This window comes from Vibrio ruber DSM 16370 (genome assembly GCF_900163965.1).
Taxonomy (GTDB): Bacteria; Pseudomonadota; Gammaproteobacteria; order Enterobacterales; family Vibrionaceae; genus Vibrio; species Vibrio ruber.
The window spans coordinates 52,120-76,018 of sequence record NZ_FULE01000047.1; the positions used below are offsets into that span (position 1 = coordinate 52,120).

At 46.0% G+C, this 23,899-nt stretch carries 20 protein-coding genes; 9 read left to right on the forward strand and 11 right to left on the reverse strand.

The window, feature by feature from the left end:
- Positions 1–185: 185 nt before the first annotated feature.
- Positions 186–1,949 carry a histidine kinase gene (locus VR7878_RS16750; protein WP_159440494.1) on the forward strand — a complete coding sequence of 588 codons (1,764 nt, stop codon included), beginning with the start codon at positions 186–188 and terminating at the stop codon, positions 1,947–1,949.
- 34 nt (positions 1,950–1,983) lie between these two features.
- Entirely contained in the window at positions 1,984–2,664 is a 681-nt protein-coding gene (gene narL / locus VR7878_RS16755; RefSeq protein ID WP_077337184.1) for a two-component system response regulator NarL, read from the forward strand.
- 72 nt (positions 2,665–2,736) lie between these two features.
- On the opposite strand, the gene narI is transcribed toward narL, so the two are convergent.
- From narI to nirB, 7 genes are all read right to left on the reverse strand, one after another.
- Positions 2,737–3,414, reverse strand: coding sequence for a respiratory nitrate reductase subunit gamma (narI, locus tag VR7878_RS16760; RefSeq protein ID WP_077337185.1), 678 nt, complete (start codon positions 3,412–3,414; stop codon positions 2,737–2,739).
- Positions 3,414–4,124 carry a nitrate reductase molybdenum cofactor assembly chaperone gene (narJ, locus tag VR7878_RS16765; RefSeq protein ID WP_077337186.1) on the reverse strand — a complete coding sequence of 237 codons (711 nt, stop codon included), beginning with the start codon at positions 4,122–4,124 and terminating at the stop codon, positions 3,414–3,416. The genes narI and narJ overlap by 1 nt, the downstream gene beginning before the upstream one ends.
- Positions 4,124–5,650, reverse strand: coding sequence for a nitrate reductase subunit beta (gene narH, locus VR7878_RS16770; protein ID WP_077337187.1), 1,527 nt, complete (start codon positions 5,648–5,650; stop codon positions 4,124–4,126). Before narH ends, narJ begins: the two co-directional genes overlap by 1 nt.
- 10 nt (positions 5,651–5,660) lie before the next feature.
- Positions 5,661–9,425 carry a nitrate reductase subunit alpha gene (locus VR7878_RS16775; RefSeq protein ID WP_077337188.1) on the reverse strand — a complete coding sequence of 1,255 codons (3,765 nt, stop codon included), beginning with the start codon at positions 9,423–9,425 and terminating at the stop codon, positions 5,661–5,663.
- A 136-nt stretch (positions 9,426–9,561) separates the two neighbouring features.
- Complete coding sequence (locus VR7878_RS16780) at positions 9,562–10,983, reverse strand: NarK family nitrate/nitrite MFS transporter (protein ID WP_077337189.1); 1,422 nt, start codon at positions 10,981–10,983, stop codon at positions 9,562–9,564.
- Positions 10,984–11,537: 554 nt separating this feature from the next.
- Positions 11,538–11,867, reverse strand: coding sequence for a nitrite reductase small subunit NirD (nirD, locus tag VR7878_RS16785; RefSeq protein WP_059120388.1), 330 nt, complete (start codon positions 11,865–11,867; stop codon positions 11,538–11,540).
- Entirely contained in the window at positions 11,867–14,431 is a 2,565-nt protein-coding gene (nirB, locus tag VR7878_RS16790) for a nitrite reductase large subunit NirB (protein ID WP_077337190.1), read from the reverse strand. The genes nirD and nirB overlap by 1 nt, the downstream gene beginning before the upstream one ends.
- Before the next feature lie 251 nt (positions 14,432–14,682).
- Between nirB and VR7878_RS16795 the strand changes: the two genes are divergently transcribed.
- From VR7878_RS16795 to VR7878_RS16825, 7 genes are all read left to right on the forward strand, one after another.
- On the forward strand, positions 14,683–15,348 hold the full coding sequence (locus VR7878_RS16795) for a helix-turn-helix transcriptional regulator (RefSeq protein WP_077337191.1): 666 nt from the start codon (positions 14,683–14,685) through the stop codon (positions 15,346–15,348).
- A gap of 192 nt (positions 15,349–15,540) precedes the next feature.
- Entirely contained in the window at positions 15,541–15,765 is a 225-nt protein-coding gene (locus VR7878_RS16800) for a tautomerase family protein (RefSeq protein ID WP_077337192.1), read from the forward strand.
- A gap of 60 nt (positions 15,766–15,825) precedes the next feature.
- Positions 15,826–16,719 carry a maleate cis-trans isomerase family protein gene (locus VR7878_RS16805; protein ID WP_077337193.1) on the forward strand — a complete coding sequence of 298 codons (894 nt, stop codon included), beginning with the start codon at positions 15,826–15,828 and terminating at the stop codon, positions 16,717–16,719.
- 16 nt (positions 16,720–16,735) lie between these two features.
- Positions 16,736–17,629 carry a DMT family transporter gene (locus VR7878_RS16810; protein WP_077337194.1) on the forward strand — a complete coding sequence of 298 codons (894 nt, stop codon included), beginning with the start codon at positions 16,736–16,738 and terminating at the stop codon, positions 17,627–17,629.
- 371 nt (positions 17,630–18,000) lie between these two features.
- On the forward strand, positions 18,001–19,320 hold the full coding sequence (locus VR7878_RS21430; RefSeq protein WP_235862905.1) for a PAAR domain-containing protein: 1,320 nt from the start codon (positions 18,001–18,003) through the stop codon (positions 19,318–19,320).
- The gene (locus VR7878_RS16820) at positions 19,304–19,744 is read left to right on the forward strand and encodes a DUF1240 domain-containing protein (RefSeq protein WP_077337195.1); all 441 of its coding nucleotides are present in this window, start codon (positions 19,304–19,306) and stop codon (positions 19,742–19,744) included. The genes VR7878_RS21430 and VR7878_RS16820 overlap by 17 nt, the downstream gene beginning before the upstream one ends.
- Before the next feature lie 718 nt (positions 19,745–20,462).
- A complete protein-coding gene (locus VR7878_RS16825; protein WP_139344129.1) occupies positions 20,463–21,356 on the forward strand; it encodes an alpha/beta hydrolase family protein in 894 nt (297 codons plus the stop codon).
- Between the two features lie 480 nt (positions 21,357–21,836).
- On the opposite strand, the gene VR7878_RS16830 is transcribed toward VR7878_RS16825, so the two are convergent.
- The 4 genes from VR7878_RS16830 to VR7878_RS21125 all read right to left on the reverse strand — a co-directional run bounded on the left by VR7878_RS16830 (position 21,837) and on the right by VR7878_RS21125 (position 23,711).
- The gene (locus VR7878_RS16830; RefSeq protein ID WP_077337197.1) at positions 21,837–22,472 is read right to left on the reverse strand and encodes a hypothetical protein; all 636 of its coding nucleotides are present in this window, start codon (positions 22,470–22,472) and stop codon (positions 21,837–21,839) included.
- Positions 22,473–22,573: 101 nt separating this feature from the next.
- The gene (locus VR7878_RS16835; protein ID WP_139344130.1) at positions 22,574–23,167 is read right to left on the reverse strand and encodes a hypothetical protein; all 594 of its coding nucleotides are present in this window, start codon (positions 23,165–23,167) and stop codon (positions 22,574–22,576) included.
- A gap of 206 nt (positions 23,168–23,373) precedes the next feature.
- Positions 23,374–23,550 carry a hypothetical protein gene (locus VR7878_RS21120; protein ID WP_159440495.1) on the reverse strand — a complete coding sequence of 59 codons (177 nt, stop codon included), beginning with the start codon at positions 23,548–23,550 and terminating at the stop codon, positions 23,374–23,376.
- A gap of 11 nt (positions 23,551–23,561) precedes the next feature.
- Positions 23,562–23,711 carry a hypothetical protein gene (locus VR7878_RS21125; RefSeq protein ID WP_159440496.1) on the reverse strand — a complete coding sequence of 50 codons (150 nt, stop codon included), beginning with the start codon at positions 23,709–23,711 and terminating at the stop codon, positions 23,562–23,564.
- Positions 23,712–23,899: the final 188 nt, after the last annotated feature.

A 23,899-nucleotide genomic window follows, 5' to 3' on the forward strand; every position in this document is an offset into this window, starting at 1 on the left:
CGACCGAACCAGTGATGGGGCTCCCCTTCCCTGTATTCATTGGATGAGTATGTCAGCCGCCCCACTGACAAACCGTACACCGGCCTCAATGAAGATTTATGTGATATTCGCAGATATCTTTGCCGAATTAGCCGAGTCTTGCATGATATAATCATCAACTCCTCTTGATGAATATTCGCGTGGCTATGTCGATTAAAACCCTTATGTTTTGGCGTCAGTTTTCTTTTGTCAAAAAGATCAGCATTATCATACTCTGCCTTGCATCACTCTCGATTACCGGCATGCTCATCAGCGCCAATACCAGTGAAAGCATTCAGGGCAACGCACATATGATTAATCAGGTCGGTGCGATACGGATGCAAAGCTACCGGTTACTCGCCTTGAGCAATGGACAACAAGCGATTGCCCCGGATATTGCTGTCCTTGAACATATGTTAGAAGCCACGTCTTTTCAGCGCTTTATCCAACATGAAAAGTTCGAAACGCCCTATTTAGAAATTCTTCAGCTCTGGTATTCAGACATCAAGCCCACACTACTCACCTCTGAGGATAAAGATGAAAAATTGCAGGCAGTCGAATCTTTCATCGTGCAACTGAATGTTTTAATCTCACAAATAGACAATCATACCGAACATACCATTACCACCATCTCACAAACGCAGAATATCTTTATCGCCCTGACGATCATTTTTCTTTTTCTGGCCTTCACCGGTTTACATAAAAGATTATTTACCCCTTGGCGAGAGTTACTGACCATTGCCAATGCCATTCGCAATGGTGACTTTGAACAGCGGTTTGATTCGCGTCATTACCGGGATGAAATGGCCGTCTTAGGTGAAACGTTCAATAATATGTCGGTGGAATTGAAAGTGATGTACGACGACTTAGAAGAAAGAGTCCACCAGAAAACATCTGAATTAAAACAGCAAAATGATTATCTGGATTTTCTCTATCGCAGCGGACAACGCTTTAACCGCCATCATTTAAACATCAATACATTATCTCCGCTGTTTCAGGAGTTAATTTCATTGTTAGAGTTACACAGCGTGACATTCAACCCGAGCGATAAGCTGCGCTATTTCATTGATGAACAAATTCACTATCATCAAACGGTCGATCATCAAATGATCGACTATCAAACCACCGACGAACAACGAAACCGTGCCTTTACACCACAAAACTGGCCGGTCGGTGACGATTATCATGAATACGGCACCTTACAAACCACCTATCGCGATAAGACGCTTCCGTCCGAAAAACAGAAGCTGATCGAGACGTTTTGTGACCTCTTTACACAATATCTTGCAACACGGGTTCAGGAACAACGTAAACATCAACTTCTGGTGATTGAGGAACGCCATACCATCGCACGCGAGCTGCACGACTCTATTGCACAATCCCTGTCCTTTTTAAAAATAAAAAGTGGGATTTTACGGATGCAAAGTGATAATTTTTCTGCCACGCAACACGAACTACTTGAAGATATCAGTCGAGAGATCAACGCGGCTTACCATCAGTTAAGAGAATTGCTTGTCACCTTCAGATTAAAAATCGATGACTCAGATTTATCCAATGCGATTAAAAATAGTGTCGATGAATATAGTGAAAAACTTGGATTTGCGATTCAGCTCAACAATCAGTGGCAGGATAACAGTATTACACCTCACCACTTTATCCATATCTTACAGATTATCCGTGAAGCATTGAGTAATATTTACAAACACTCGAAAGCAACGGAAGTCACGATTCACTTAACGCAAGACGAAAATAAAATGTGTCATTTAAATATTATGGATAACGGGGTGGGTATCGAGCCACAACAACAAGAAATGGCGAATCATTACGGCTTAACGATTATCGCAGATCGCGTGAAAGCGCTGGACGGCAACCTGACGATTGATTCGAAACCCGATCAGGGCACAGAAATCGCGATTCAGTTTTATCCATGATTCAGTTCTACCCATAATGAGAGAAAGAAGTGATATGCATCCAACCCATATAACTAACGCAACAACCTCCGTATCACCAGCAACGGTCATGCTCGTCGATGATCACCCGATGCTCCGGCAAGGGCTCAAGCAGCTACTGCAATTAAACCCGCAAATCGAGGTTGTCAAAGAGTGTAATAACGGCCAGCAGGCGGTCAAACTCGCTCTCGAGGATGAGCCAGATGTGATTCTGCTCGATATTAATATGCCTGATATTGATGGTATTCAAACGCTCAAATTACTGCGCGACAATGATATTACCAGCCGTATTATCATTTTTACGGTTTCCAATTATGAGGAAGACTTAGTCCGGGCGATACAAGCCGGGGCAGACGGATATTTATTAAAAGATATGGAAGCGGAAGATCTGCTCCACGCCATCGAACAAGTTTGTCTCGGTGAGTTAGTCGTCAGCCCTAAACTTGCCAATCTGCTGGCAAAGCAACTGCGTAGTTCCCCTCATCAGGCGCAACGGGAAATCGATACCTTAACCACACGAGAACGGGATGTACTCAAACTACTGGCACAAAGTTTACCTAACAAGTTAATCGCCCGAAAACTCAATATTGCCGAAACAACCGTGAAAGTGCATGTCAAACATATCCTGAAAAAGCTGCAACTACGCTCCCGGGTTGAAGCCGCAGTCTGGGTGCACCAGCAAGGGATTGATCAATAATACCGATGGCTACATGGTGAGCCATCGATAGGTTTTCATCGAAGTGTTGTTATCGACGAGATGTGGGGAGGGTCAACGCCGGGATCTGACTACCTGATAGCGGCGGCTGATATACTCTAGCGGCACGCTCCAGATGTGAACCAAACGGCAGAACGGAAATGCAACAAACAAGCTCATACCAAGCACAATATGGAGTTTAAATATCCATGCGACATCACCTAGATGCCCGGCTGCACCACCATGAAAATAGACGATTGCCTGTGCCCATTCCATAAACTTCACCATTTCTGAGCCATCCATATGTTGTGCAGAAAACGGTATCGTCAACAGCCCTAAACACACCTGAGCGACTAATAATCCCAGAATCAGAATATCAGCAAATGATGATGTCGCCCGGACTCTCGGGTTATATAAGCGACGTTTCAGCAACAATGCGCCACCGATTAATGTCATCACGCCAAACATCCCTCCGCCAAACATGGCGAGCTTCTGTTTCAATGCAATGGACAGAAAACTTTCATACACCCAATGCGGGGTTAGCATCCCGAATGCATGTCCGCCCAGCACACCGATAATACCGATGTGGAACAGATTTGAGGCCAGCCGCATCCCTTTGTTGTCCATTAACTGGCTTGAACCGGCACGCCAAGAATATTGCCCGTAGTCGTAACGCAGCCAGCTGCCGAGTAAGAACACCGCCGCAGCGATATAAGGATAGACGCCGAATAAAAATTGATTGAAAAAGTCCATTATGCTTCTCCTGTCAGTTGGCTGATATCCAGATACTGGGGCTGAATGGTCTGCGCAAACCGCTGCTGATGCTGCCGGGTCTGGCTGTCGCACGGGGTGTTGTCCATAAAGGTGATTTGCTCTTCTTCCCACACTTGATCCAGTGCTGCAACACTGTCGTCCCGCTCCTCTTGCTTGACCTTTTCAGCAATTGAAGCCGTATTTAACTTGGCAGCACTCAGAGAGAGCAACAGGGACATCAGTTCAGCGTACTCACTGTCTCTTTGGCGCAACCTTTCTGTCAGCAATGCCAAAATCGGGGCAATATCTTTCAGCCCCTGCACGGCCTCGTCTTCAGAGAGTATCGACAAATATTCGAGATACATCGGTAGATAATCGGGTAGCTCTTTAGCGTCCAGCTCTAACCCCTGTTGCTGATACTGCCCCATCAGATCGACCATCGCCTGCCCCCGCTCGCGGGACTGACCGTGCACGTGTTCAAATAGCAACAGTGATAACGATCTGCCGCGGTCAAACAGCGCACAATATTGGGCTTGCACATCAAATAAGCGCTGTTCGCAGTAAGTGCTGATCCACTGTTTTAAATCGCTTTTTTGCGCCAAATTTAATTCAGTGCATTGATCCGTTGATGCAATCAGCTCGTGATATTCAGACCACAGCATCTCTTGCGGGTAATCCAGCAGGTGCGCAATCATTCGTAAACTCAGCATTATTGATCCCCCTTGGTAATGTCGATTGCATCAATTCTCTGGCTATTAAACAGATTGACTCGGTTATCACTACCATGACAGCCGTCACCGAAACTGAAACCACAACCATTTGATTCAGCATAAGCATCATCCGCTTCCTGACGCATCCCGGATGGTACGACAAAGCGATCTTCATAGTTGGCAATCGCCAGATAACGGTACATTTCTTCCACTTGCATGGCCGTCAAACCCACCGCCTCAATCGCGCTGGTGTCAATGGTGCCTTCCACGGTCTCGCTACGCTTGTAGTGACGCATGGCCATCAAGCGTTTGAGAGCCAGTTGCACCGGTTGAATATCACCTGCGGTCAGCAAATTGGCTAAATATTGCAACGGAATCCGCAACATATCGATATCCGGCAATCCGTTGCGCAGCGGCAGGTATCCTGAATCTGCGGCAGATTGAATCGGTGATAGCGGCGGCACGTACCACACCATCGGTAACGTGCGGTATTCCGGATGCAGTGGTAACGCAAGCTGCCACTCCACCGCCATTTTATATACCGGGGACTGCTGTGCCGCATCTAACACACTTTGACTGATGCCCTGTTCTTTCGCCTGACGAATCACTTCCGGATCATGCGGGTCAAGGAAAAGGCTCAACTGACTGGTATAGAGGTCATGTTCATGTTCAACACTGGCGGCCTCTTGAATGCGATCCGCATCATAAAGCATCACCCCTAAATAGCGGATCCTGCCGACACAAGACTCGGAGCAAGCCGTCGGCATACCTGCTTCAATACGGGGATAACAGAAGATGCATTTTTCGGATTTACCGCTTTTCCAGTTAAAGTAGATTTTCTTATAAGGACAGCCACTGATACACATCCGCCATCCGCGACACTTATCCTGGTCAATCAGGACAATGCCATCCTCTTCCCGTTTATAAATCGTGCCGCTCGGGCAGCTCGCAACACAGGCGGGGTTCAGGCAGTGTTCACATAAACGCGGCAAATACGTCATGAATGTATTTTCAAATTCGCCATACATCTGCTTTTGGATATGGTGAAAATTGTAATCAGCGGAACGGGCTGTGAATTCTCCGCCGAGCGTATCTTCCCAGTTCGGCCCATGATTGATTTTTTCCATTCTCTGCCCGGTAAGCAGAGAACGCGGACGGGCAATCGGTTGATGGCGTTGCTTCGGTGCCTTTTGTAAATGCTCATAATCGAAGGTAAACGGTTCATAATAGTCATCGATTTCTGGCATATGCGGGTTGTTAAACAACTTGGACAACACACCGATTTTGTTGCCCTGACGCAAGGTGAGCCGGCCTTTAATGCCACGAATCCACCCGCCTTGCCAGCGTTGTTGATTTTCCCAGTCTGTCGGATACCCGACGCCCGGTTTCGTTTCTACGTTGTTAAACCACGCATACTCGACGCCCTCGCGACTCGTCCAGATGTTTTTACAAGTGACGGAGCAGGTATGGCAGCCAATACATTTATCCAGGTTCAGCACCATGGCAACTTGCGAACGAATTTTCATACCCTTTCTCCTACTGACTGATTGGCTGAGTTGTGGCGTGATTTGATGTCTGTTCATCATCGAGCCAATCGACACGATCCATCCGCCGAATCACGACGAATTCATCCCGGTTAGAACCGACGGTTCCGTAATAATTGAAGCCATACGCCTGCTGGGCGTATCCGCCGATCATATGGGTCGGTTTAGGGCAGATACGTGTCACTGAATTGTGGATACCACCACGTTGTCCTGTCACCTCTGAGCCGGGCAGATTGATTAACCGCTCTTGTGCGTGATACATCATCACCATGCCTTGAGGTACACGTTGACTGACTACGGCACGTGCCGTTAATGCGCCATTGGCGTTGTAGGCTTCAATCCAGTCGTTATCTTTGATGTTCAGGGTTTGCGCATCGGCTTCACTGAGCCAGACAATCGGCCCGCCCCGTGATAACGTCAGCATGAGTAAGTTGTCACTGTAGGTTGAGTGAATCCCCCATTTTTGGTGCGGGGTAATGAAATTCAGCGCCAGTTCGGGCTGACCGTTATGATGGCGTTGCTCGATTTGCTGAACCGCCCGGGTATCAATCGGAGGCCGATAAACGACCAGGCTTTCACCGAAATCTCTCATCCAGGCATGATCTTGATAAAGCTGCTGACGCCCGGTCAGCGTGCGCCACGGAATCAGCTCATGAACATTGGTGTAACAGGCATTGTATGACACATGTTCATCTTCAATACCTGACCATGTCGGGCTGGAAATGATCTTGCGCGGTTGTGCCTGAATATCGCGAAAGCGTATTTTCTCATCGGCTTTGCTCCGGGCTAAATGGGTATGATCCCGCCCGGTGACTTGGCTTAACGCCTGCCATGCTTTGACTGCGACTTCACCATTGGTTTCCGGGGCGAGGGTCAGAATCATTTCTGCCGCATCAATTGCAGACGCCAGTTTTGGCCGGCCTTGGGTCGCACCGGATTGATGCACCTGATTTAATTTCTTGAGAAGCGTGAGCTCCGACTCGGTATTCCAGGCGATCCCTTTGCCGCCGTTGCCTAATTCTTCAAGCTTCGGACCAATTGAAGAGAAACGGGCACCGGTGTTCGGATAATCACGCTCAACCGGAATAATTTTGGGTGCTGTTTTACCCGGGATCAGCTCACACTCGCCATGACGCCAGTCTTTGCCACCGAATGCCTGCGCAATTTCGCTGTCACTGTCGTGTTGATTGGCTAGGGTTACGATATCCGTTTCAACGCCTAAGTGGCCGGGACAAACTTGCGAGAAGCTTTGCGCGATATCCCGGAAAATATCCCAGTCCGATTTGGCCTCCCAAGCGGGATCAACGGCCTTCGAAAACGGATGAATAAACGGGTGCATGTCTGACGTATTCATGTCGTTTTTTTCATACCATGTTGCCGTCGGTAACACGATATCGGAATACAAACAGGTGCTCGACATGCGAAAGTCTAAGGTCACCACCAAATCAAGCTTGCCTTCCGTGGGTTGGTCTTCCCAATCCAGCTCTTGGGGTTTGGTCTTGGCGTAACTGCCTAAATCTTTCCCTTGAATGCCATGCTCGGTTCCCAGCAGGTACTTCAGCATATACTCATGCCCTTTGCCGGATGAACCCAGTAAATTGCTCCGCCAGATAAACATATTGCGCGGATAATGTTGTTCCGGTTGCTCACAGGCAAAACGAATCGAGCCCTCTTTTAACGCAGAAACCGTATAATCCACCGGATCCATATTGTGCTGCTTGGCCATGCTGGCAATGGTCAACGGGTTGACATTTAATTGCGGTGCCGATGGCAACCATCCCATCCGTTCCGCTTTAATATTTAAATCAATCAGATGGGCGCTATAGCGCTCTTTTTTCGCCAATGGGGACAATAGATCATGGGTTTGCACGGTCTCATAGCGCCATTGGCTGGAATGATTATAAAAATAAGATGTGGTATTCATTTGCCGTGGCGGGCGTTGCCAGTCTAGTGCAAAGCTCAGCGGTAACCACCCTGTCTGCGGACGCAACTTTTCTTGTCCGACATAGTGAGACCAACCGCCACCGCTTTGTCCGACACAGCCACAAAATACCAGCATATTAATCATTGCCCGATACGACATATCCATGTGATACCAGTGGTTCACCCCGGCACCGACAATGATCATTGAACGGCCCCGCGTTTTTTCTGCATTGTGTGCAAACTCTCGGGCAATCTGGATAATCCGATGACGATCCACCCCGGTGATCGCTTCAGCCCATGCCGGAGAGTATGCTTTCACTTCATCATAAGATGCCGCGGCAGACCCATCACTCAACCCACGATCACCCCCGCGACGATCAACCCCATAGTTGGCCAGCATTAAGTCATAGACCGTCGTCACTTTAGCAATGTTACCGTTGGCTAAAGTGACCGATTTGACCGGCAAGGTGTGCTCAATAATGTCGGACAACGGCACAGAATCAAAATGCTCTGACTCAATCCCGCCAAAATAAGGAAACTGAACACATGCGTATTCATCCGTATCGGCAATGCCCAGCGCCAAGGTTGTTTCTTGCCGGTGTTCGCCAGCTACAGATTCTAAATTCCAGCGGCCCTTCTCACCCCAGCGGAATCCAATCGATCCCTGCGGAACGACCATCTGATTGGTTTTGCTGTCAATCGCGATGGTTTTCCATTCAGGATTGTTATGTTCGCCTAAATCATCAACCAGATCAGCGGCGCGTAAAAAGCGCCCGGCGGTATATGTGCCGGATTGGGTTTCTTCCAGCATGACCAGCATTGGCATATCGGAATAACGACGCAGATATTCCTGAAAGTATTCAACTTTTCTCTGCTGATGGAACTCAGTTAAAATCACATGACCCATGGCCAGTGCCAGTGCACTGTCGGTGCCCTGTTTCGGATGAAGCCATTCATCACTCAGTTTGGCGACTTCTGAATAATCAGGGCTTACGGCAACGGTTTTGGTGCCTTTGTAACGCACCTCAGTGAAGAAATGGGCATCCGGTGTGCGTGTCTGAGGGACATTCGATCCCCATGCCATGATATAGCCAGCGTTGTACCAGTCCGCCGATTCCGGAACATCGGTCTGCTCACCCCAAGTCATCGGAGAGGCCGGCGGTAAGTCACAATACCAGTCATAGAAACTTAAGGCGGTGCCGCCAATCAATGATAAATAGCGGGCTCCTGAAGAATAGGACACCATCGACATCGCCGGAATCGGAGAAAACCCGACAATCCGATCCGGGCCGTGCGTTTTGGTGGTATACACGTTTGCTGCCGCAATCAATTCGTTAAGCTCTTGCCACGTTGAGCGGATCATGCCGCCGCGCCCCCGGGCTTTTTTATACCGTTCGGTTTGCTGTTTATCTTCAACAATCGATGCCCATGCCGCGACCGGATCAGTCTGTTGCGTTTTTGCCTGACGCCAGAGCTCTAATAATTCTTGGCGAATCATCGGGTATTTCACCCGGTTCGCACTGTAGAGATACCATGAATAACTGGCACCACGCGGACACCCGCGCGGCTCATGATTCGGCATGTCCGGACGAGTACGGGGATAATCCGTTTGCTGCATTTCCCATGTCACGAGCCCGTTTTTGACAAAAATCTGCCAGCTACATGAACCGGTGCAGTTGACACCATGCGTTGAACGGACAACTTTATCGTGCTGCCACCGATTGCGATATGCACTTTCCCAGTCTCGGTTCACGTCATATGACTGCCCGTGCCCATCTGAAAAGGTTTCGCCTCGCTGTTTAAAATAACGGAAACGGTCCAGAAATTTACTCATTGAGCTTTCTCCTTTGCTTTTGATAGCCTGACGCTATCTCACGTTGCTTATTGGTGATGACTGATTCGTCATTCCTTATTGGTATTAACTTCTTATTGGTATTAACTTACTGGCATAAGCTTATTGCTATCGGGCGTCAGACTTTCGCTGCGGCTTTTTTCGTGGCTAACCGATCAAGATTACGGCCGTAAACAAACCAAGTAATGAATACGCAACCCACATAAAAAATGAGAAATACTTTCATCGCCGTGAGCGGCGAACCGGTTAATGACAGCGACAGACCAAACGCTCTGGGAATGAAAAATCCGCCGATAGCGCCGATTGCAGAAATAAATCCCAAAGCGGCAGCCGTATCGGTCGAGGCTTTTCTCAGCGAAATTTCAGGAGTCATGCCTTGCTTGGCGGCTTTACTCAGTGAAATTTTGCGGAAAATCACAGCAATCATCTGAAACGTAGAACCACTGCCTAACCCGGAAGCAGCAAAGAGCCCCATAAAGGTGGCGAAGAACAGATAAAAGGATCCTTGGCTTGATGCCGATGGCAGGGTGACAAACACGGCACCGGTCAGTATCGCCATGACAACAAAGTTGACCAGTGTTACCCGAATCCCGCCGAGCCGGTCAGAAAGGGCGCCGCCTAACGGACGGGCCAGTGCGCCGACCAAAGGCCCGAAGAACATATAAGATAAGATGTCATGTGCCGGAAACTGTGTTTTAGACAGCATAGAAAAACCGGCAGAGAAACCGATAAAAGAGCCGAATGTAGCTAAGTAAAGAATACTTAACCCCCACAAGTGCGGTTCTTTTAACACCGGTAGCTGTGCTTTGATCGATGTCTGTGCGGACTTGAGGTCATTCATGCCAAACCAGGCAACCACAGACAAAATGCACAGTAAAGGAACCCAGACTAACGCTGCATTGGCGAGATAAAGCACTTTCCCCGAAGGTTGAATCACCCCCGTAGAAAGACCACCGAACACCCCGGCTGACACCACCAGCGGTACAACGAGCTGCATGACACTCACGCCGAGGTTGCCCAGTCCGCCATTTAATCCAAGCGCTTTGCCCTGTTGTTCTTTGGGATAAAAAAAGCTGATATTCGCCATACTGGACGCAAAATTAGCACCGGCAATCCCGCACAGCAGCGCAATCATGACGAACTGTTCGAATGGTGTATCCGGATGCTCAACGGCATATGCCAGCCATAAGCATGGAATGGTCAAAATCAACGTACTGAACACCGTCCACTTACGCCCTCCGACAACCGGGACAATAAATGCATACGGAATCCGGCCAATCGCCCCTGACACGGCGGGTAAAGCCGTTAATAAAAACAGCTGATCCGTTGAAAAGTGGAATCCGACTTGATTGAGGTTGACCGCAACGGCAGAAAATAGCATCCAAACACAAAATGAGAGTAATAAGCATGGAATGGATATCCATAAGTTGCGATTCGCAATGGTTTTACCACTTTCGGCCCAAAACTGAGGATCTTCCGGATGCCATTGCGTGAGCATTTTCGATTTCACATCACAAGCGTTAGAGTTGGCATGAGACATGTTTACGTCCTTCATATTGATGAATAGGCGTTCACTTTTACCGATTGCGCAGGCGTGCTTGTTGACCGATATCAATATCAAATAGGAACTCTATCAATACGAATCAGGGTTATACTCCCAAAGGAGTAGGACAAAAATAAAATATAATCTATAATTATCAATTAGTTAAAAAACCATATTATTAATATGGTATAAAAATCTTGTATCGGGACTATTTAGGAGTACACCCCATCGTCTCGCATCATCAACCCGAAAAATCCGCACAAAAATGCAGTCAACCGGGATGTTGCTCAACCCGGCATCGGTCTAAATCATTGGATTGGACGGATACGCAAGAGATGCATCTGATAAGCAGGTCGTCCGGCTCAGCGTCTATAGCTCTGTCCGCATCCGTGTTGAGGAGAAAGATAGGAATGAGGAGAAATACAGCAGCGTTTGTTGGTTGTATTTTGGGGCTGAATTTTTACTTCACGCTTTTATTGCCAGCCTTTACTTCAAGGAACGGGCAGGCATCAGAAACAGCAACGGGATGCTGCCTCCGATGCTGACGGATATCAGGTTGTTAATACCTCAATGGTATGGTCAACAACCCGGACATCATAAGCGCGAATATTGAATTGCTCATCTTCCAGACAGCGCCCATCGCTGAGATTAAACCGCTGCTTTTTAACCGGGCTTGCGACCCAAAGCTCGGCCAGATGTTCACAGATGATCCCCCGGGATAAGACATTGGCTTGTGCAATCGGATCATAATTATCGATAGCAAATACTCGCTCATCCGCATAGGGGCGGAAAAGTGCCACTTGTGTCTGATTGACTAAGGCACAAACACCGGTACCGGGAATAATTGCGTTGACCTCACATATTTTCTGCCACTGGCTCATCACTCAACCTCCCGTTCAATATGTAAAATTTCACCTTTAATGTGCGGATGCTTCTCCAGATAAGTCGCAGGACGATGTTGCTGACGTTGCGAGACAAACTGGATATTGTCATCCCGTAAATCGCTATTCACGAAATGGGAGAATCGTGGTAACAACTCAGGCTCATCCAGCGTTTGTTGCCATTCACAACGATAATTTTCAATCAGTCTGGCCATGTCAGCTTCGAGTTGTTGGTTGAGCCCCAACTTGTCATCAATAATCACCGCCTGCAGATATTCGATACCGCCTTCAAGATTCTCCAGCCAGACGGATGTGCGCTGTTGTTTGTCCGCAGTCCGAATATAAAACATCATAAAGCGGTCAATATATTTGAATAAGGTTGGCTCATCTAAACCGGCTGCAAATAAATCAGCGTGTCTCGGCTTCATTCCCCCATTCCCACAGATGTACATATTCCAGCCGGAATCGGTGGCAATAATCCCGAGATCTTTTCCCTGCGCTTCCGAGCATTCCCGGGTACACCCGGAAACCCCCATTTTCATCTTATGGGGTGTCCGAATCCCTTTATAGCGATTTTCAATCCGGACTCCGAGTCCAAGGCTATCTTTCACCCCGAAGCGGCACCAAGTGCTCCCGACGCAGCTTTTCACCATTCGCAACGCTTTGGCATAAGCCTGACCGGTTTCAAACCCTGCGGCGATCAGTTGTCGCCATATTGCCGGCAGGTCATCTTTCTGCGCACCAAATAATGCAATGCGTTGTGCACCGGTAATTTTGGTGTAGAGCCCATACTGTTGTGCCACCGTTGCTAACGCGTGTAATGCCGCCGGTGTCACCTCTCCTCCCGCCATTCTCGGAATGACGGAATATGTGCCGTCTTTTTGCATATTGCCGAGGAAGTTGTCGTTGGTATCATGTAGTCCGACTCGCTGAGGATTTAAAATATGCTCCCCCCAGCAAGACGCGAGAATCGAACCGACTGTCGGCTTACAAATTTCACAACCATAACCATGGCCGTATGTCTCGATTAATTGCTCAAAGCTTTTGATGCCGTGTGTTCTGATGATGTGGAACAGCTCCTGCCGCGAGTAGGCAAAATGTTCACACAGATGATGACTGACCGCGATGCCCGCTTTTGCCAGTTCAGCATTGAGCACAGAGCTGATCAGGGGGAGACAGCCGCCACAGCCGTTGCCGGCATTGGTCGCAGCCTTCACTTCAGCCAGTGTATGTTTACCCTCACTAATTGCGGTGATGATCTGCCCTTTGGTCACATCAAAACATGAACACAGCACCGCCGAATCAGGTAACGCATCCGCACCGAGGGCGGGCTTTTCGGCTCCCGCGTAAGCAGGAAGAATCAGGCTATCCGGATGTTCAGGCAGTTCGATACGATTCAGTTTGAGTTGTAACAGATGACCATAATCCGCGGTATCACCGACGAGTACAGCCCCCAGTAAGTGTTTCTCATCCTGTGACACAATGACGCGCTTATAAATCCCCTCAGCTTCATTGAGATACACATAACTTTTGCTGCCCGGAGTCTGACCGTTTGCATCCCCGATACTGCCGACATCGACCCCCAACAACTTCAATTTGGCACTCATATCGGCACCTTCAAACTGACTACGCTCTCCCAGTAAGTGGTCAACCGCGATGGTCGCCATTTTATAACCCGGCGCAACGAGCCCGAAGAAATGCCCTTGCCATGAGGCACATTCACCAATCGCGTAAATATTGGGGTTTGAGGTCTGACAATGATCATTAATCACCACGCCACCGCGTGGTGCAATTGCCAGCCCGGCTGCTTTCGCCACACTGTCTTGCGGCCGGATACCGGTTGAAAAGACAATAAAATCAACCTCCAGTGCCGTGCCGTCTGCAAAATTGAGTGTATGACGGGCTGAGGTGCCTGAATCGACAATTCCGAGGGTATTCTTACTGGTATGCACCTGAACGCCGATACTTTCTATTTTCCGGCGAAGGAGTTCACCGCCTTGTTTATCCAGCTGTTCCGCCATTAATACCGGTGCAAACTCAACCACGTGGGTTTCAACACCCAACGCTCTTAAGGCTCCCGCAGCTTCGAGGCCCAGTAATCCACCGCCAATCACAGCACCTTTCTTACTGTGGTCTGCACACGCTTTGATCGCATCGAGATCGTCGATTGTCCGATACACAAAACAATCGGGGTTATCGGCACCCGGAATGGGGGGAACCCAAGGATATGACCCGGTCGCAAGAATTAACTTGTCAAAAGCAATCTGTTCCCCGCTTGCAGCCACTACAAATTGCTTTTCACAATCAATCCTGACGGCCCGATCTCCGAGCAATACCTGAATTTGATGTTCGCGATAAAAACCCGTAGAAACTAACGTTAATGCATCTGCATTGTTGTTTTCAAAGTAAGAAGACAGATGGACACGGTCATAAGCAAGGCGGGGTTCTTCACTCAGAACCGTCATCTCGATGTGATTCGCACCATCTCTGCGCATCAGGTCTTCAATAAATCGATGCCCCACCATCCCATTACCAATGACCACCAGTTTGTTCTTTTGCTGCATAAATATGCTCTGCCTGTAATCCATAACTTGCCGCCAGTCTAATGAAATAAATCCAGTTATTTTTTGATATAAAACAAGGTTGGTATTTAGCTACTCCTAAGGGAGTAGACCGTCGGACACTTGCATTTTATACCGTCAGTGAATGGTTATTTTTTGCATAAAAAATGGTAAAGACTCAGATAGAGACGCCTCAGACCATTGCGCAACATGAGGCATAATGGTAGGGTATTTTATACTTAAGAGAGGTTGATATGATTTTATCTTCAGACTTAATTTCATTCTGGGACAGTTTGGATTGGCCATGTGGATTGAAAGATACGTCCTCCAGATTTATTTATGTAAATGAGGCTTACCGACGCATACAAAACCTACCCAAATCATATGATATAGTAGGGCGAGATCACGGTGAATTACCGACTGAAAGCAGTCAATACAGAGATGAATTCCAAAATCACGACCGGTTAGTATTAGAAACAAAAGAAATCAAAAGCTCTATCGAGATTCATCCTGTTGGAAAAGAAAAAATATTAGAAGGTTGGATTCTCCACAAAAGACCCTTTTTTTATAACAATGAAATTATCGGAGTTTATTTTTGGGGAGAGCCTGCCCAAAAACTAGATCTCGAGGTTTATACAATATTTGGTAAAAAACCAGGCAGTATAACGTTAACCCCTCCCAATTCGACCCTCTCCAAAAGAGAGTGGGAAGTCCTGTACTTTTTACTGAATGGGGCGAACATTAAAAGAATATCAAAAGAGATAGGATTAGAAATCAATACCATCAGGAAATATATAGATAATATAAAACACAAATTCGGACTCTATTCACAGAGTCAAATTGTAGATTATTGCAAATCAAATAACTGGGACAGATATGTACCTTTAAATTATTTGGTTCGGCATAGAATCATCAATTAAACCGATACTTCAATTATATTTACCTTTCTAACATCAAATTTTTCATAAATATAAACATTCCTTTCAATAAAAACATAAACATAATATTGTTCATATTTCTACACCCATAATGACAAGAGTATAAAATAAAATACAACTCACGATTAATATTGATATTTATAAATATTAATATGCCAATTAAGGAAGAACGTCATGCCGCATGTATTGATTAAACATTTCCCCTCTCACCTGACCAAAGAGGATAAAGAAAAAATTGCAAGTCAAATTTCTTCAATTATTTCTGTCGGATTTTCTTGCCCGGATAATGTTGTTTCTGTTTCAATGCAAGACGTTGAAAAAGAGTGCTGGCACAAAGATGTTTACCAGCCAGAGATAGAAAACAGGCAAGACATACTTATTAAACGTCCTGTTTACTAATCTATCCATATATTAATTTAGCGTGGGAATACCCACGCTATCAAATCATAAGAGCCAATTATGAATGTATTAAAAGTCAGCAAGGAAAAAATCACAAAACCAATATTCTCCGCAAATGGTGTTTATTTTAACGGTGAGTTAATTAACAATTATGGAGATATTGATAGAAATAACTATCACGAAGACCCATTACACTTGCATAAAAAGTTCGGTCTGATTGTGCCTGCAACCAATACGACAATGGAGAAGGAAATCTGGAGTATATTAATCAATAATCATCATGTCGCATCTCTGCGTAACATAGGATTTCACACTTCAAATGTTGTCACCCCCAAGCCAGAAATCAAAAATGAGATAGATAGGGAGTTCTATAAAAAAAGCTTCTTGGCCGGCTTGAAAGATGCTGTCGATATTGTAAAACTCTCTGACCCTGACTATTTGATACTGGGTATGAGTTTAGAGCATATCCTATTGGGTATCGATGAAGTTGCAGCGCCCGTTAATGATGCGATAGCGACAACGGATCTTCACTGGTCAACATGCCATGCAGCAATCGATAGCGCACTTCGCAAATATCAGGCAAAAAACATCGGCATTATTACCCCCTTCGAGGCACACGGAAACGCATCCGCAAGAAAGATGTTTTGCGACCTTGGTTACAATGTCGTCGCAGATGTCGGATTAGCTTGTGGTAATACTCAGCACATTGCTCATATTCCGGACGACTTAAAGAAAAAGGCAATTCTGGATCTGTTGGATGCCGAAGGAAATAAGCTGGACGCGATCGTACAATGCGGCACAAACATGAGTTTTGTAAACCTCGCGGAGGCTCTGGAGCCTCGTCTGGGCATTCCTCTGTTGAGTATCAACGCTGTCGTACTTTGGCACGCACTCAGAACCAATGGCATTTCAGACAAACTGGTCAGTGCCACCCGCATTTTCCGCGATCATTAACGAGGAGGAATTGAAGATGAAAAATAAATATCTGCTGCTTGCATTAATCGGTTTGATTTGGGGCTCCCAGTTTATATTTCAAAAAATCGCGCTCACCGCTTTATCACCACAGTTAATCGGCGTCGGTCGGGCTGTGGTCGGCTTCTTAACCCTGTTTATCATTTGTAAAGTGCTGAAGGTTCGATCTCAGGGGAATACATCCTGGGTTATCTATATGCTTATCGGACTGCTGGAAGCATCGATCCCCTTTACGCTTGTGCCATGGGGACAACAGTATGTGCCTTCCTCCATCGCTTCGGTATTAATCGGTACCATCCCGTTTTTTGTCATCTTATTTACCCCACTTTTAAGCAGCGGGCGAATCTCACGTGCAAGCATTATGAGTGTTGTGATTGGATTTCTCGGTCTCTTGTCGCTCTTTGCTCCGGGCATCCTCGAAGGTGAAGGAACCATTAATTTTTGGGGGCCGGTCGCGATTCTTATCGGTGCTGCTTCTTTCGGTATCGCGCTGTTGCTTCTGTCTAAATGCGGTGATGAGCATCCGCTGATTGTGGCAAGAAATGTCTTGGGTTCGGCCAGCCTGCAAATATTACTGATCACGCTAGTTACCGGCGTTAAACTGCCAAGCAGCGTGACCTCAGATGCGATACTGTCAGTCGCTTATCTGGGCGTGATGTGTGCCGGGTTCGTCTACTTCTTATACATGATTTTGATTACCGAAGCCGGTCCGATATTTACATCACTGACAAATTACCTCGTCCCCACCTTCGGTGTACTGATTGGGTTTGTGTTTGCGCAAGAACATGTCGGACTGAACACATGGGTCGCCCTGTTATTGATTCTGGTAGCCGTGGCATTTAATCAGGGGAAAAAGACGGATAAAGCGGATAGTCGCCAAGAATACAGTTAATCAAAAACAAGATGTTCCGTCCGGTGCAATGCCAGTCAGTTTATCTGGCTGGCATTTTTGGAAACGGGTATACCTTGGGTTTTGCCATGACCCACTTTGGATATGAACTATTTTCTCGTCTGGGTGGAAACTTAGAGTAATTTATTTGTTCTGGCTGAGCGCTCCTGCTCAGCCCACCATAGTACAGATATACCGAAACTGTGGTGCGGGAGATTTATTTTCCCTGTATTACTGTTTCCTCTATTGATAAAGCACACCGTTATTTCGGTCAGCCTCTCACTCTCATCAATAGCGTCTTTCCCTTTCTTCTGCTAATTGAGCAATCCTTTTAGAATACACACAGCAAATCAATGAGATAGGTTAAAAGTGTCATGAGTCAGGATGTGATCACCTTGGACTGTGGAACCACGACAGGGGGCAAAGTCATTACTGGCAGCGGTAACATGAAAGTGAACGGTAAATTAGTTGCATTGGTTGGCGATATGGCAACCTGCTCCTGTGGCAGCCGAAGCTGTAGCGGTACAGGGCCGATTGTGGCGACATCGCCAAGAAATGCCAATATTTACGGGCAAAAACTGGCACGTGCCGGAGATTTTGTTGATACAGGCTGTGGGAGTTGTTATGTAAAAGCGAGTCCGTATCAGGTCAGTCTCGGCACGGATACATCCGGCTCAGTCAATATCGGGGCGGGGATCAATGTCGGTCAAGGGGTGAATATCAATACCGTTGGTATCAACATGGGCAGCGGGGTGAATATCGGTCGAGGGATGAGCATGACCCAAACGTCACAGCCACAGGCAGGCTTAACGACGACCAATGCTGCCGGAATATCGCAGCCGATCCTTTTACCCCCACAGCCGGGTGAGCCGCTTTTTTCGCTCGACGGGAAAAAGCCCGAGGCAACCGGTGTCACACCGGAAAATCGCTGTGAGATTTTTTGGGATACTTCACAGCAAAAAACCGTCTCGATTGCCGTGTGTACCTTGGATGAGGCTATTGAGTATCTGCATTTGCTGAAAGTGGAAACACAGCGGCAGATCACCATGATGAGCGGAGAGGTACAAGCCTACCTGTCAAGCGTGACAAAAGACAGTTACAATGACCTCTCAGGCGGAAAAGATTATGCCGGGCTGGGGTCGGGCATGAAGGCGGCTTATGAAGCGGCCAAAGATTTAGGCGCGTTCGGTGCCACGGCCAAAGCGATCGATATCAACGGTAAAGCACATATTGTGATTGAGAATTATAAGCCCCGTTATCTGGATTTGGGGATCACATGGAAAGAAGCCACACCGCAAATGCTCAAAGTCGGTTACGGTTTGAATACATTCAAAGGCAATGCGGCCTTCTTTAAAGGGAATGTGTTTGTTGAGATTGTATTTAGTGGTGCAGTCAACGGTGTTGATTATATGATGCATCATGAGCAAACCTTAAGTCATGTCGTCGGTCGCTGGCTTGGTGGAGATGTAATCAGAGGCATTACGGCTGCGGCAGTAGCACAGGGGTTGGTATTGCTAATCGAGGGTGGTTTATTACTCGTCGGATCAGCATTACCCGTAGCGGCCGCCCTTGGTATATTTGCTGTTGGGTCGTTTGTTATTGGCAACTATATCAGTAGTCTTGATAAACAATATCACTATACACAGTCGATGAAGGACGAGATTGAGAAACTAATTCATGAATACACGGATTAAATTGAGATTAAAGGCGTTAGGAGCAATCATCATTTCAGTTGCTTTGACTGGTTTTGGGATTTATAGAGTTCATGATTTTATGGATGGATATCATGCAGTCGGAGGCAACCCCATCATCACTGTTTATGGCATGTTGAACAATGTCTCTAATTTTGTGTGGGTGGGAATTTGTTTTCCTCTTGGTCTCTTTGGATTATTTACACTAATCACCGCCTGTCAGCTGTCCCGTTTAATCCTTCCCTCGATGGGGGTATTGGCGGCTATCGGTTTTGTGATCGGCTTTGTCTACCACACCAAACTCACGCACAAAGTTGAAGAATACGGTTATATCGAATGTACCCGGCTGCATCATATTGCTCTGCGTGAATCCCATCGAGTTTATGTGCTGCCGCCAACGACTTGCAAAGAGGCAGCAAAACATTGAGGGTGAGAAGGCATGTATCTTAACGGCAGAGATTTTGGTGATGACGTGGTTGCTGACACTCCTATATTTCTAATGCTCACTCAACTTATCTTCTCTTTCTTACTGTAACAACACCACTTGTTTAAACCTTGTTGAATCAGTTCTGGAGACCATAACTTTGCATATTTTTCAAATGTATAGAATGTATTGCAGAACTTGCAGGCTGTTTCTAGGGGCTGCTGATATTTCGTGGTTGAATTTTGTTCAATCTGAACGAGTATTGATCGCGGCGCGGGTCATGCCGCTTAGCCATCCTAGGTCAATGACCCGCAACAAAGAGCAAGCCCCTATCTTACTTTCGAAACGTATAAAGAATTCGATACCAAGTAACCGATTTTGGATTCTTACACATTGATAGGATCGTTCCATGGATCCTGTAATTCATGCTGATCGACATTCCCCCCTTTAGTACAGCGATTCCTTTCTCATTTTTCTATACCTTGCCATACGTGCCACACTGACTATCTGCCTTACTTTTTATTTATAAAAATCTTAATATTTTGCCATTTATTTCCCATTAGATATCAAATAAATCATATATAAACTGGACGTGCCAATATTTAATTGTTGAAAAAATGAACAACTCCCCTAGCTTTTGTAGTAGACCACATATGCACCAATGCGCATTATTGGTGGTGCCAATGTGATGTTAATGCTCAAAACACATAATGGAGTGATTATGAATGTTTTAACGAAAGGTAAGCTAGCATTGGGAATCATAGTCGTATTTTTTTCCTCGCCAATTTTTGCGTTGCCATGTTCGGACTGTGCCAATGGGTTTGAACGTGGCCCGGTTCCTCGAATGGATCAGTTAGAAGCCAGCCGGGGACCTTATTCGGTCAACACTATCAATGTTTCCAGACTCGCCAGAGGATTTGGTGGAGGAACGATTCATTACTCGACGGAATCGGGAGGACAGCAAGGAATTATTGCGGTAGTTCCGGGCTATGTTTCATTTGAAAGTAGTATTCAATGGTGGGGATCGCGTCTGGCATCCTGGGGCTTTACCGTAATTACCATAGATACGAATACAATTTATGATCAACCCGATAACCGGGCAAATCAGCTCAGTGCGGCAATCGACTATGTGATTGATAAAAATAATGACCGAAGCTCTCCGATATATGGATTAGTGGATCCAAACCGAGTGGGTGTCATTGGATGGTCTATGGGTGGTGGTGGAGCCCTCAAACTGGCAACAGACAGAAAGATTGATGCAGTGATCCCTCAAGCACCTTGGTATGTCGGATTAAGCCGTTTTTCCAGTATTACTTCACCGACCATGATCATTGCATGTCAAGCCGATGCTGTAGCACCAGTGGGTATACATGCTTCCCGATTTTATAATCAAATCCCGGAAACCACGCCAAAAGCATTTTTTGAAATTGCCTTAGGCAGTCATTTTTGTGCGAATACCGGGTACCCTAACGAAGATATTTTAGGGCGCAATGGTGTTGCATGGATGAAGCGCTTTATTGATAAAGATAAACGCTATAATCAATTTTTATGCGGACAAAACTTTGACCGCAGTTACAGAGTGAGTGAATATCGAGATAACTGCGATTACAACTAGCAGTGTATATAACTCATTGTAAATAGATGATTATTTAAAGTCAGAACACGTATGTTCTGACTTTTTTATGCGCTGAATAAGCAGAATTTTACGCCCTGCCGTTTTTGAACATTTGGTAAACACTTCAACCATACATGTCGATATTTCATTTGACGGGAAGTGGACAACAGATGATGGGTTTTAGGACAGTTTATCTTTGGTACTCATCAAAAAGTTACTGTTGTACGAAAATTTCATTCTGTCAGAGGCACTGTGCACCTTCTTCTCGACTCAGAACTGAATACCAGGTCTCTCGATAGCGTTTAAGAGCATGATTGGTTCGCGGCTCCCTTTATTCCAGAGCTATATTGGTGATCACAATGTTGATGCATCAACACACGCAACTCATCTTTGGACAGAAATGAGGTAGAACTATTACTCTAACTCGTTTCTGTCAGATTAGGAAAAGTAGGTTGATTCCTTGATCGTTTATTACAAATTTTATATCGACGCATAGTTCGAGTGCAGACGCACTTTTTTACCAAATTCGTCACTGACTATATCCAAGAAAAATTCAATCAGTACTTTGCAGATTCTGACTGTAACTTTTGGCACAACTTTACCAGTATGAGGAGTCAAAATACCATGAGCAAATACGTGTCGAATAGCAGAGAACAAATAGCTTACGTCATAGCTACCTAGTGGATTGGCTAAATAGTCACTGATGGCTAATTGATGTGAGCTGTTTACATGTAACTTTAGTTCTGTGAAAAACTTAAAGCACTGTTGATTATTCAGTTTGCTCTTAAGTGATGTCAATTTTACAACGTCATAATGTGGTACTAGGTGAAGATTTCTTTGGATAGGGTGACCAATCTTAATGTTGTGCAGACTAAAATATGACTCTACGACACCCCACGCCATCACGGTTTTCATCAATTGCGCGTAACCATCTGATGTATTCTGAGTTCTACCATTAATTGCAACAGTAGATAGATCAGCAGTCAATGAGTACCTTGCACCAAAGCGATAAGCATCCCCATGTGTAGCAGATGGATGAAATCCAAAGCTAGCAAAACCGTATGAACTTTCTAACTTACAGAATTTAGACCACTCTGATACTTCTGTCGGTGTCATATGTACTCCAATCAAAATTTATAACGCCGCCATAAACGGCGCGAGCTTGCGAGCGTCCGACGATCATAGGGAGCGAATTTAATGGCCTTGTTACAAGGCATTTACTTAAAACCCATATATGCAGCGACAGCAAGAAACACCAAGCCACCGACAACGCGCACCACCCAAGGATGCTTAATGAACTCAGCCGCTACCGTGAAAGCAGTACCAACTCCAGGGCCAGTGGAAATATATGAGTTGGTCACATCTTTCCCGCATTCATTTATTTCGTAGTCACTATATCCATGCCCTGTACTTATTAGAACAACGCTGGAGCTTGTACGATTAAACTCTTGAACTTCTTTGTAGCTCTCATCTTGTACAATTTTCAGTTCTTCTTCATGCATTTTTTCTGTTTCATTTATCTTAATCTGCGTGATTTCATTTGGCGGCAATATATTTCCATCGTAATAGATGGGCTTGCCAAGCTTATATGGTTTAACAAGTTTCTTCTTAAGGTCGGAAGCTGACAGATCTTTGAATATGCAGAACCAGCCTTTTGAACTTCTAGTTTTTATCGTTACGTGAAAATAGCTCATTGTTGACTTGCCTTGTAACAGTGTCTTTTCAGCAGACATTGTCTTTATAATATTTCCATAAAATACAGACGTCATAGCAGCAACATACTGTTCTATAGGTCTTATTCTTCCTTCCACTCATAAATTGCAGAACATGTCTGTATAATTATAAGTGCTCAACTAGGCTCATAATCTGCTATTAGTATAAGTAGGTCAAGAACTGACATGAGAATGTGGTCAGGAATCCTGAGCTAAAGAGTTTTGGGGCAAAAACATTTTAAGTACACACCATACTTCGAACCGCCCTTGCATTGCCAACAATACTACAAGCCATCACACTACCGTTAAAAGCTCTCCAGATACCGTTTAAGGGCACGATATTGGCTGTAAGTAGTTCGATAAGGCGCACCAAGGCATGCTGTAAATGCCAGCAACGATAAGAAGTTGGTAGCCCAACCGCCCCCTTTCACTCGCTCATACTGAACCAATAGCGCAATCAGTTGGGGGCATACTAAATCCATAACCTTATGCCTCAACGATAGGTCGATGGTTGCCAAGGCTGTACCTGCGCTACAATTGGCTCCACCTCCACATTGTACTCTTCAATTTTTGCTTTTAACTGAGCAATATCAAAGCAACCACCATAGGTATCATCGGTGATATTGCCGTTCTTATGTCCCACCAACTGCAGTGCTTATCAGGACACACACCTTAAAGTGCGTCATATTTCGGAGCCGGAGGCTGCAACAAGACAAACCACTAAAACCGAACCCCGTCGCATTTCCCCTAGACAACGCCACTAATACCATGACAAACAGTGTTTTTTGCCGCTCGCTTCTTTTATCCTATGAGCCATTCAATCCACACAGA

Excerpts from the sequence above, each read along its gene's own strand:
- VR7878_RS16830 (WP_077337197.1), bottom strand. The coding sequence starts at position 22,472 with ATGACACCGACAGAAGTATCAGAGTGGTCTAAATTCTGTAAGTTAGAA.
- VR7878_RS16810 (WP_077337194.1), top strand. The coding sequence starts at position 16,736 with ATGAAAAATAAATATCTGCTGCTTGCATTAATCGGTTTGATTTGGGGC.
- narH (WP_077337187.1), bottom strand. The coding sequence starts at position 5,650 with ATGAAAATTCGTTCGCAAGTTGCCATGGTGCTGAACCTGGATAAATGT.
- VR7878_RS16820 (WP_077337195.1), top strand. The coding sequence starts at position 19,304 with ATGAATACACGGATTAAATTGAGATTAAAGGCGTTAGGAGCAATCATC.
- narJ (WP_077337186.1), bottom strand. The coding sequence starts at position 4,124 with ATGCTGAGTTTACGAATGATTGCGCACCTGCTGGATTACCCGCAAGAG.
- VR7878_RS21430 (WP_235862905.1), top strand. The coding sequence starts at position 18,001 with ATGAGTCAGGATGTGATCACCTTGGACTGTGGAACCACGACAGGGGGC.
- VR7878_RS16750 (WP_159440494.1), top strand. The coding sequence starts at position 186 with ATGTCGATTAAAACCCTTATGTTTTGGCGTCAGTTTTCTTTTGTCAAA.
- nirB (WP_077337190.1), bottom strand. The coding sequence starts at position 14,431 with ATGCAGCAAAAGAACAAACTGGTGGTCATTGGTAATGGGATGGTGGGG.
- nirD (WP_059120388.1), bottom strand. The coding sequence starts at position 11,867 with ATGAGCCAGTGGCAGAAAATATGTGAGGTCAACGCAATTATTCCCGGT.
- VR7878_RS16780 (WP_077337189.1), bottom strand. The coding sequence starts at position 10,983 with ATGTCTCATGCCAACTCTAACGCTTGTGATGTGAAATCGAAAATGCTC.
- narL (WP_077337184.1), top strand. The coding sequence starts at position 1,984 with ATGCATCCAACCCATATAACTAACGCAACAACCTCCGTATCACCAGCA.
- VR7878_RS21120 (WP_159440495.1), bottom strand. The coding sequence starts at position 23,550 with ATGGATTTAGTATGCCCCCAACTGATTGCGCTATTGGTTCAGTATGAG.
- VR7878_RS16795 (WP_077337191.1), top strand. The coding sequence starts at position 14,683 with ATGATTTTATCTTCAGACTTAATTTCATTCTGGGACAGTTTGGATTGG.
- VR7878_RS16775 (WP_077337188.1), bottom strand. The coding sequence starts at position 9,425 with ATGAGTAAATTTCTGGACCGTTTCCGTTATTTTAAACAGCGAGGCGAA.
- VR7878_RS16800 (WP_077337192.1), top strand. The coding sequence starts at position 15,541 with ATGCCGCATGTATTGATTAAACATTTCCCCTCTCACCTGACCAAAGAG.
- narI (WP_077337185.1), bottom strand. The coding sequence starts at position 3,414 with ATGGACTTTTTCAATCAATTTTTATTCGGCGTCTATCCTTATATCGCT.
- VR7878_RS16825 (WP_139344129.1), top strand. The coding sequence starts at position 20,463 with ATGAATGTTTTAACGAAAGGTAAGCTAGCATTGGGAATCATAGTCGTA.
- VR7878_RS16805 (WP_077337193.1), top strand. The coding sequence starts at position 15,826 with ATGAATGTATTAAAAGTCAGCAAGGAAAAAATCACAAAACCAATATTC.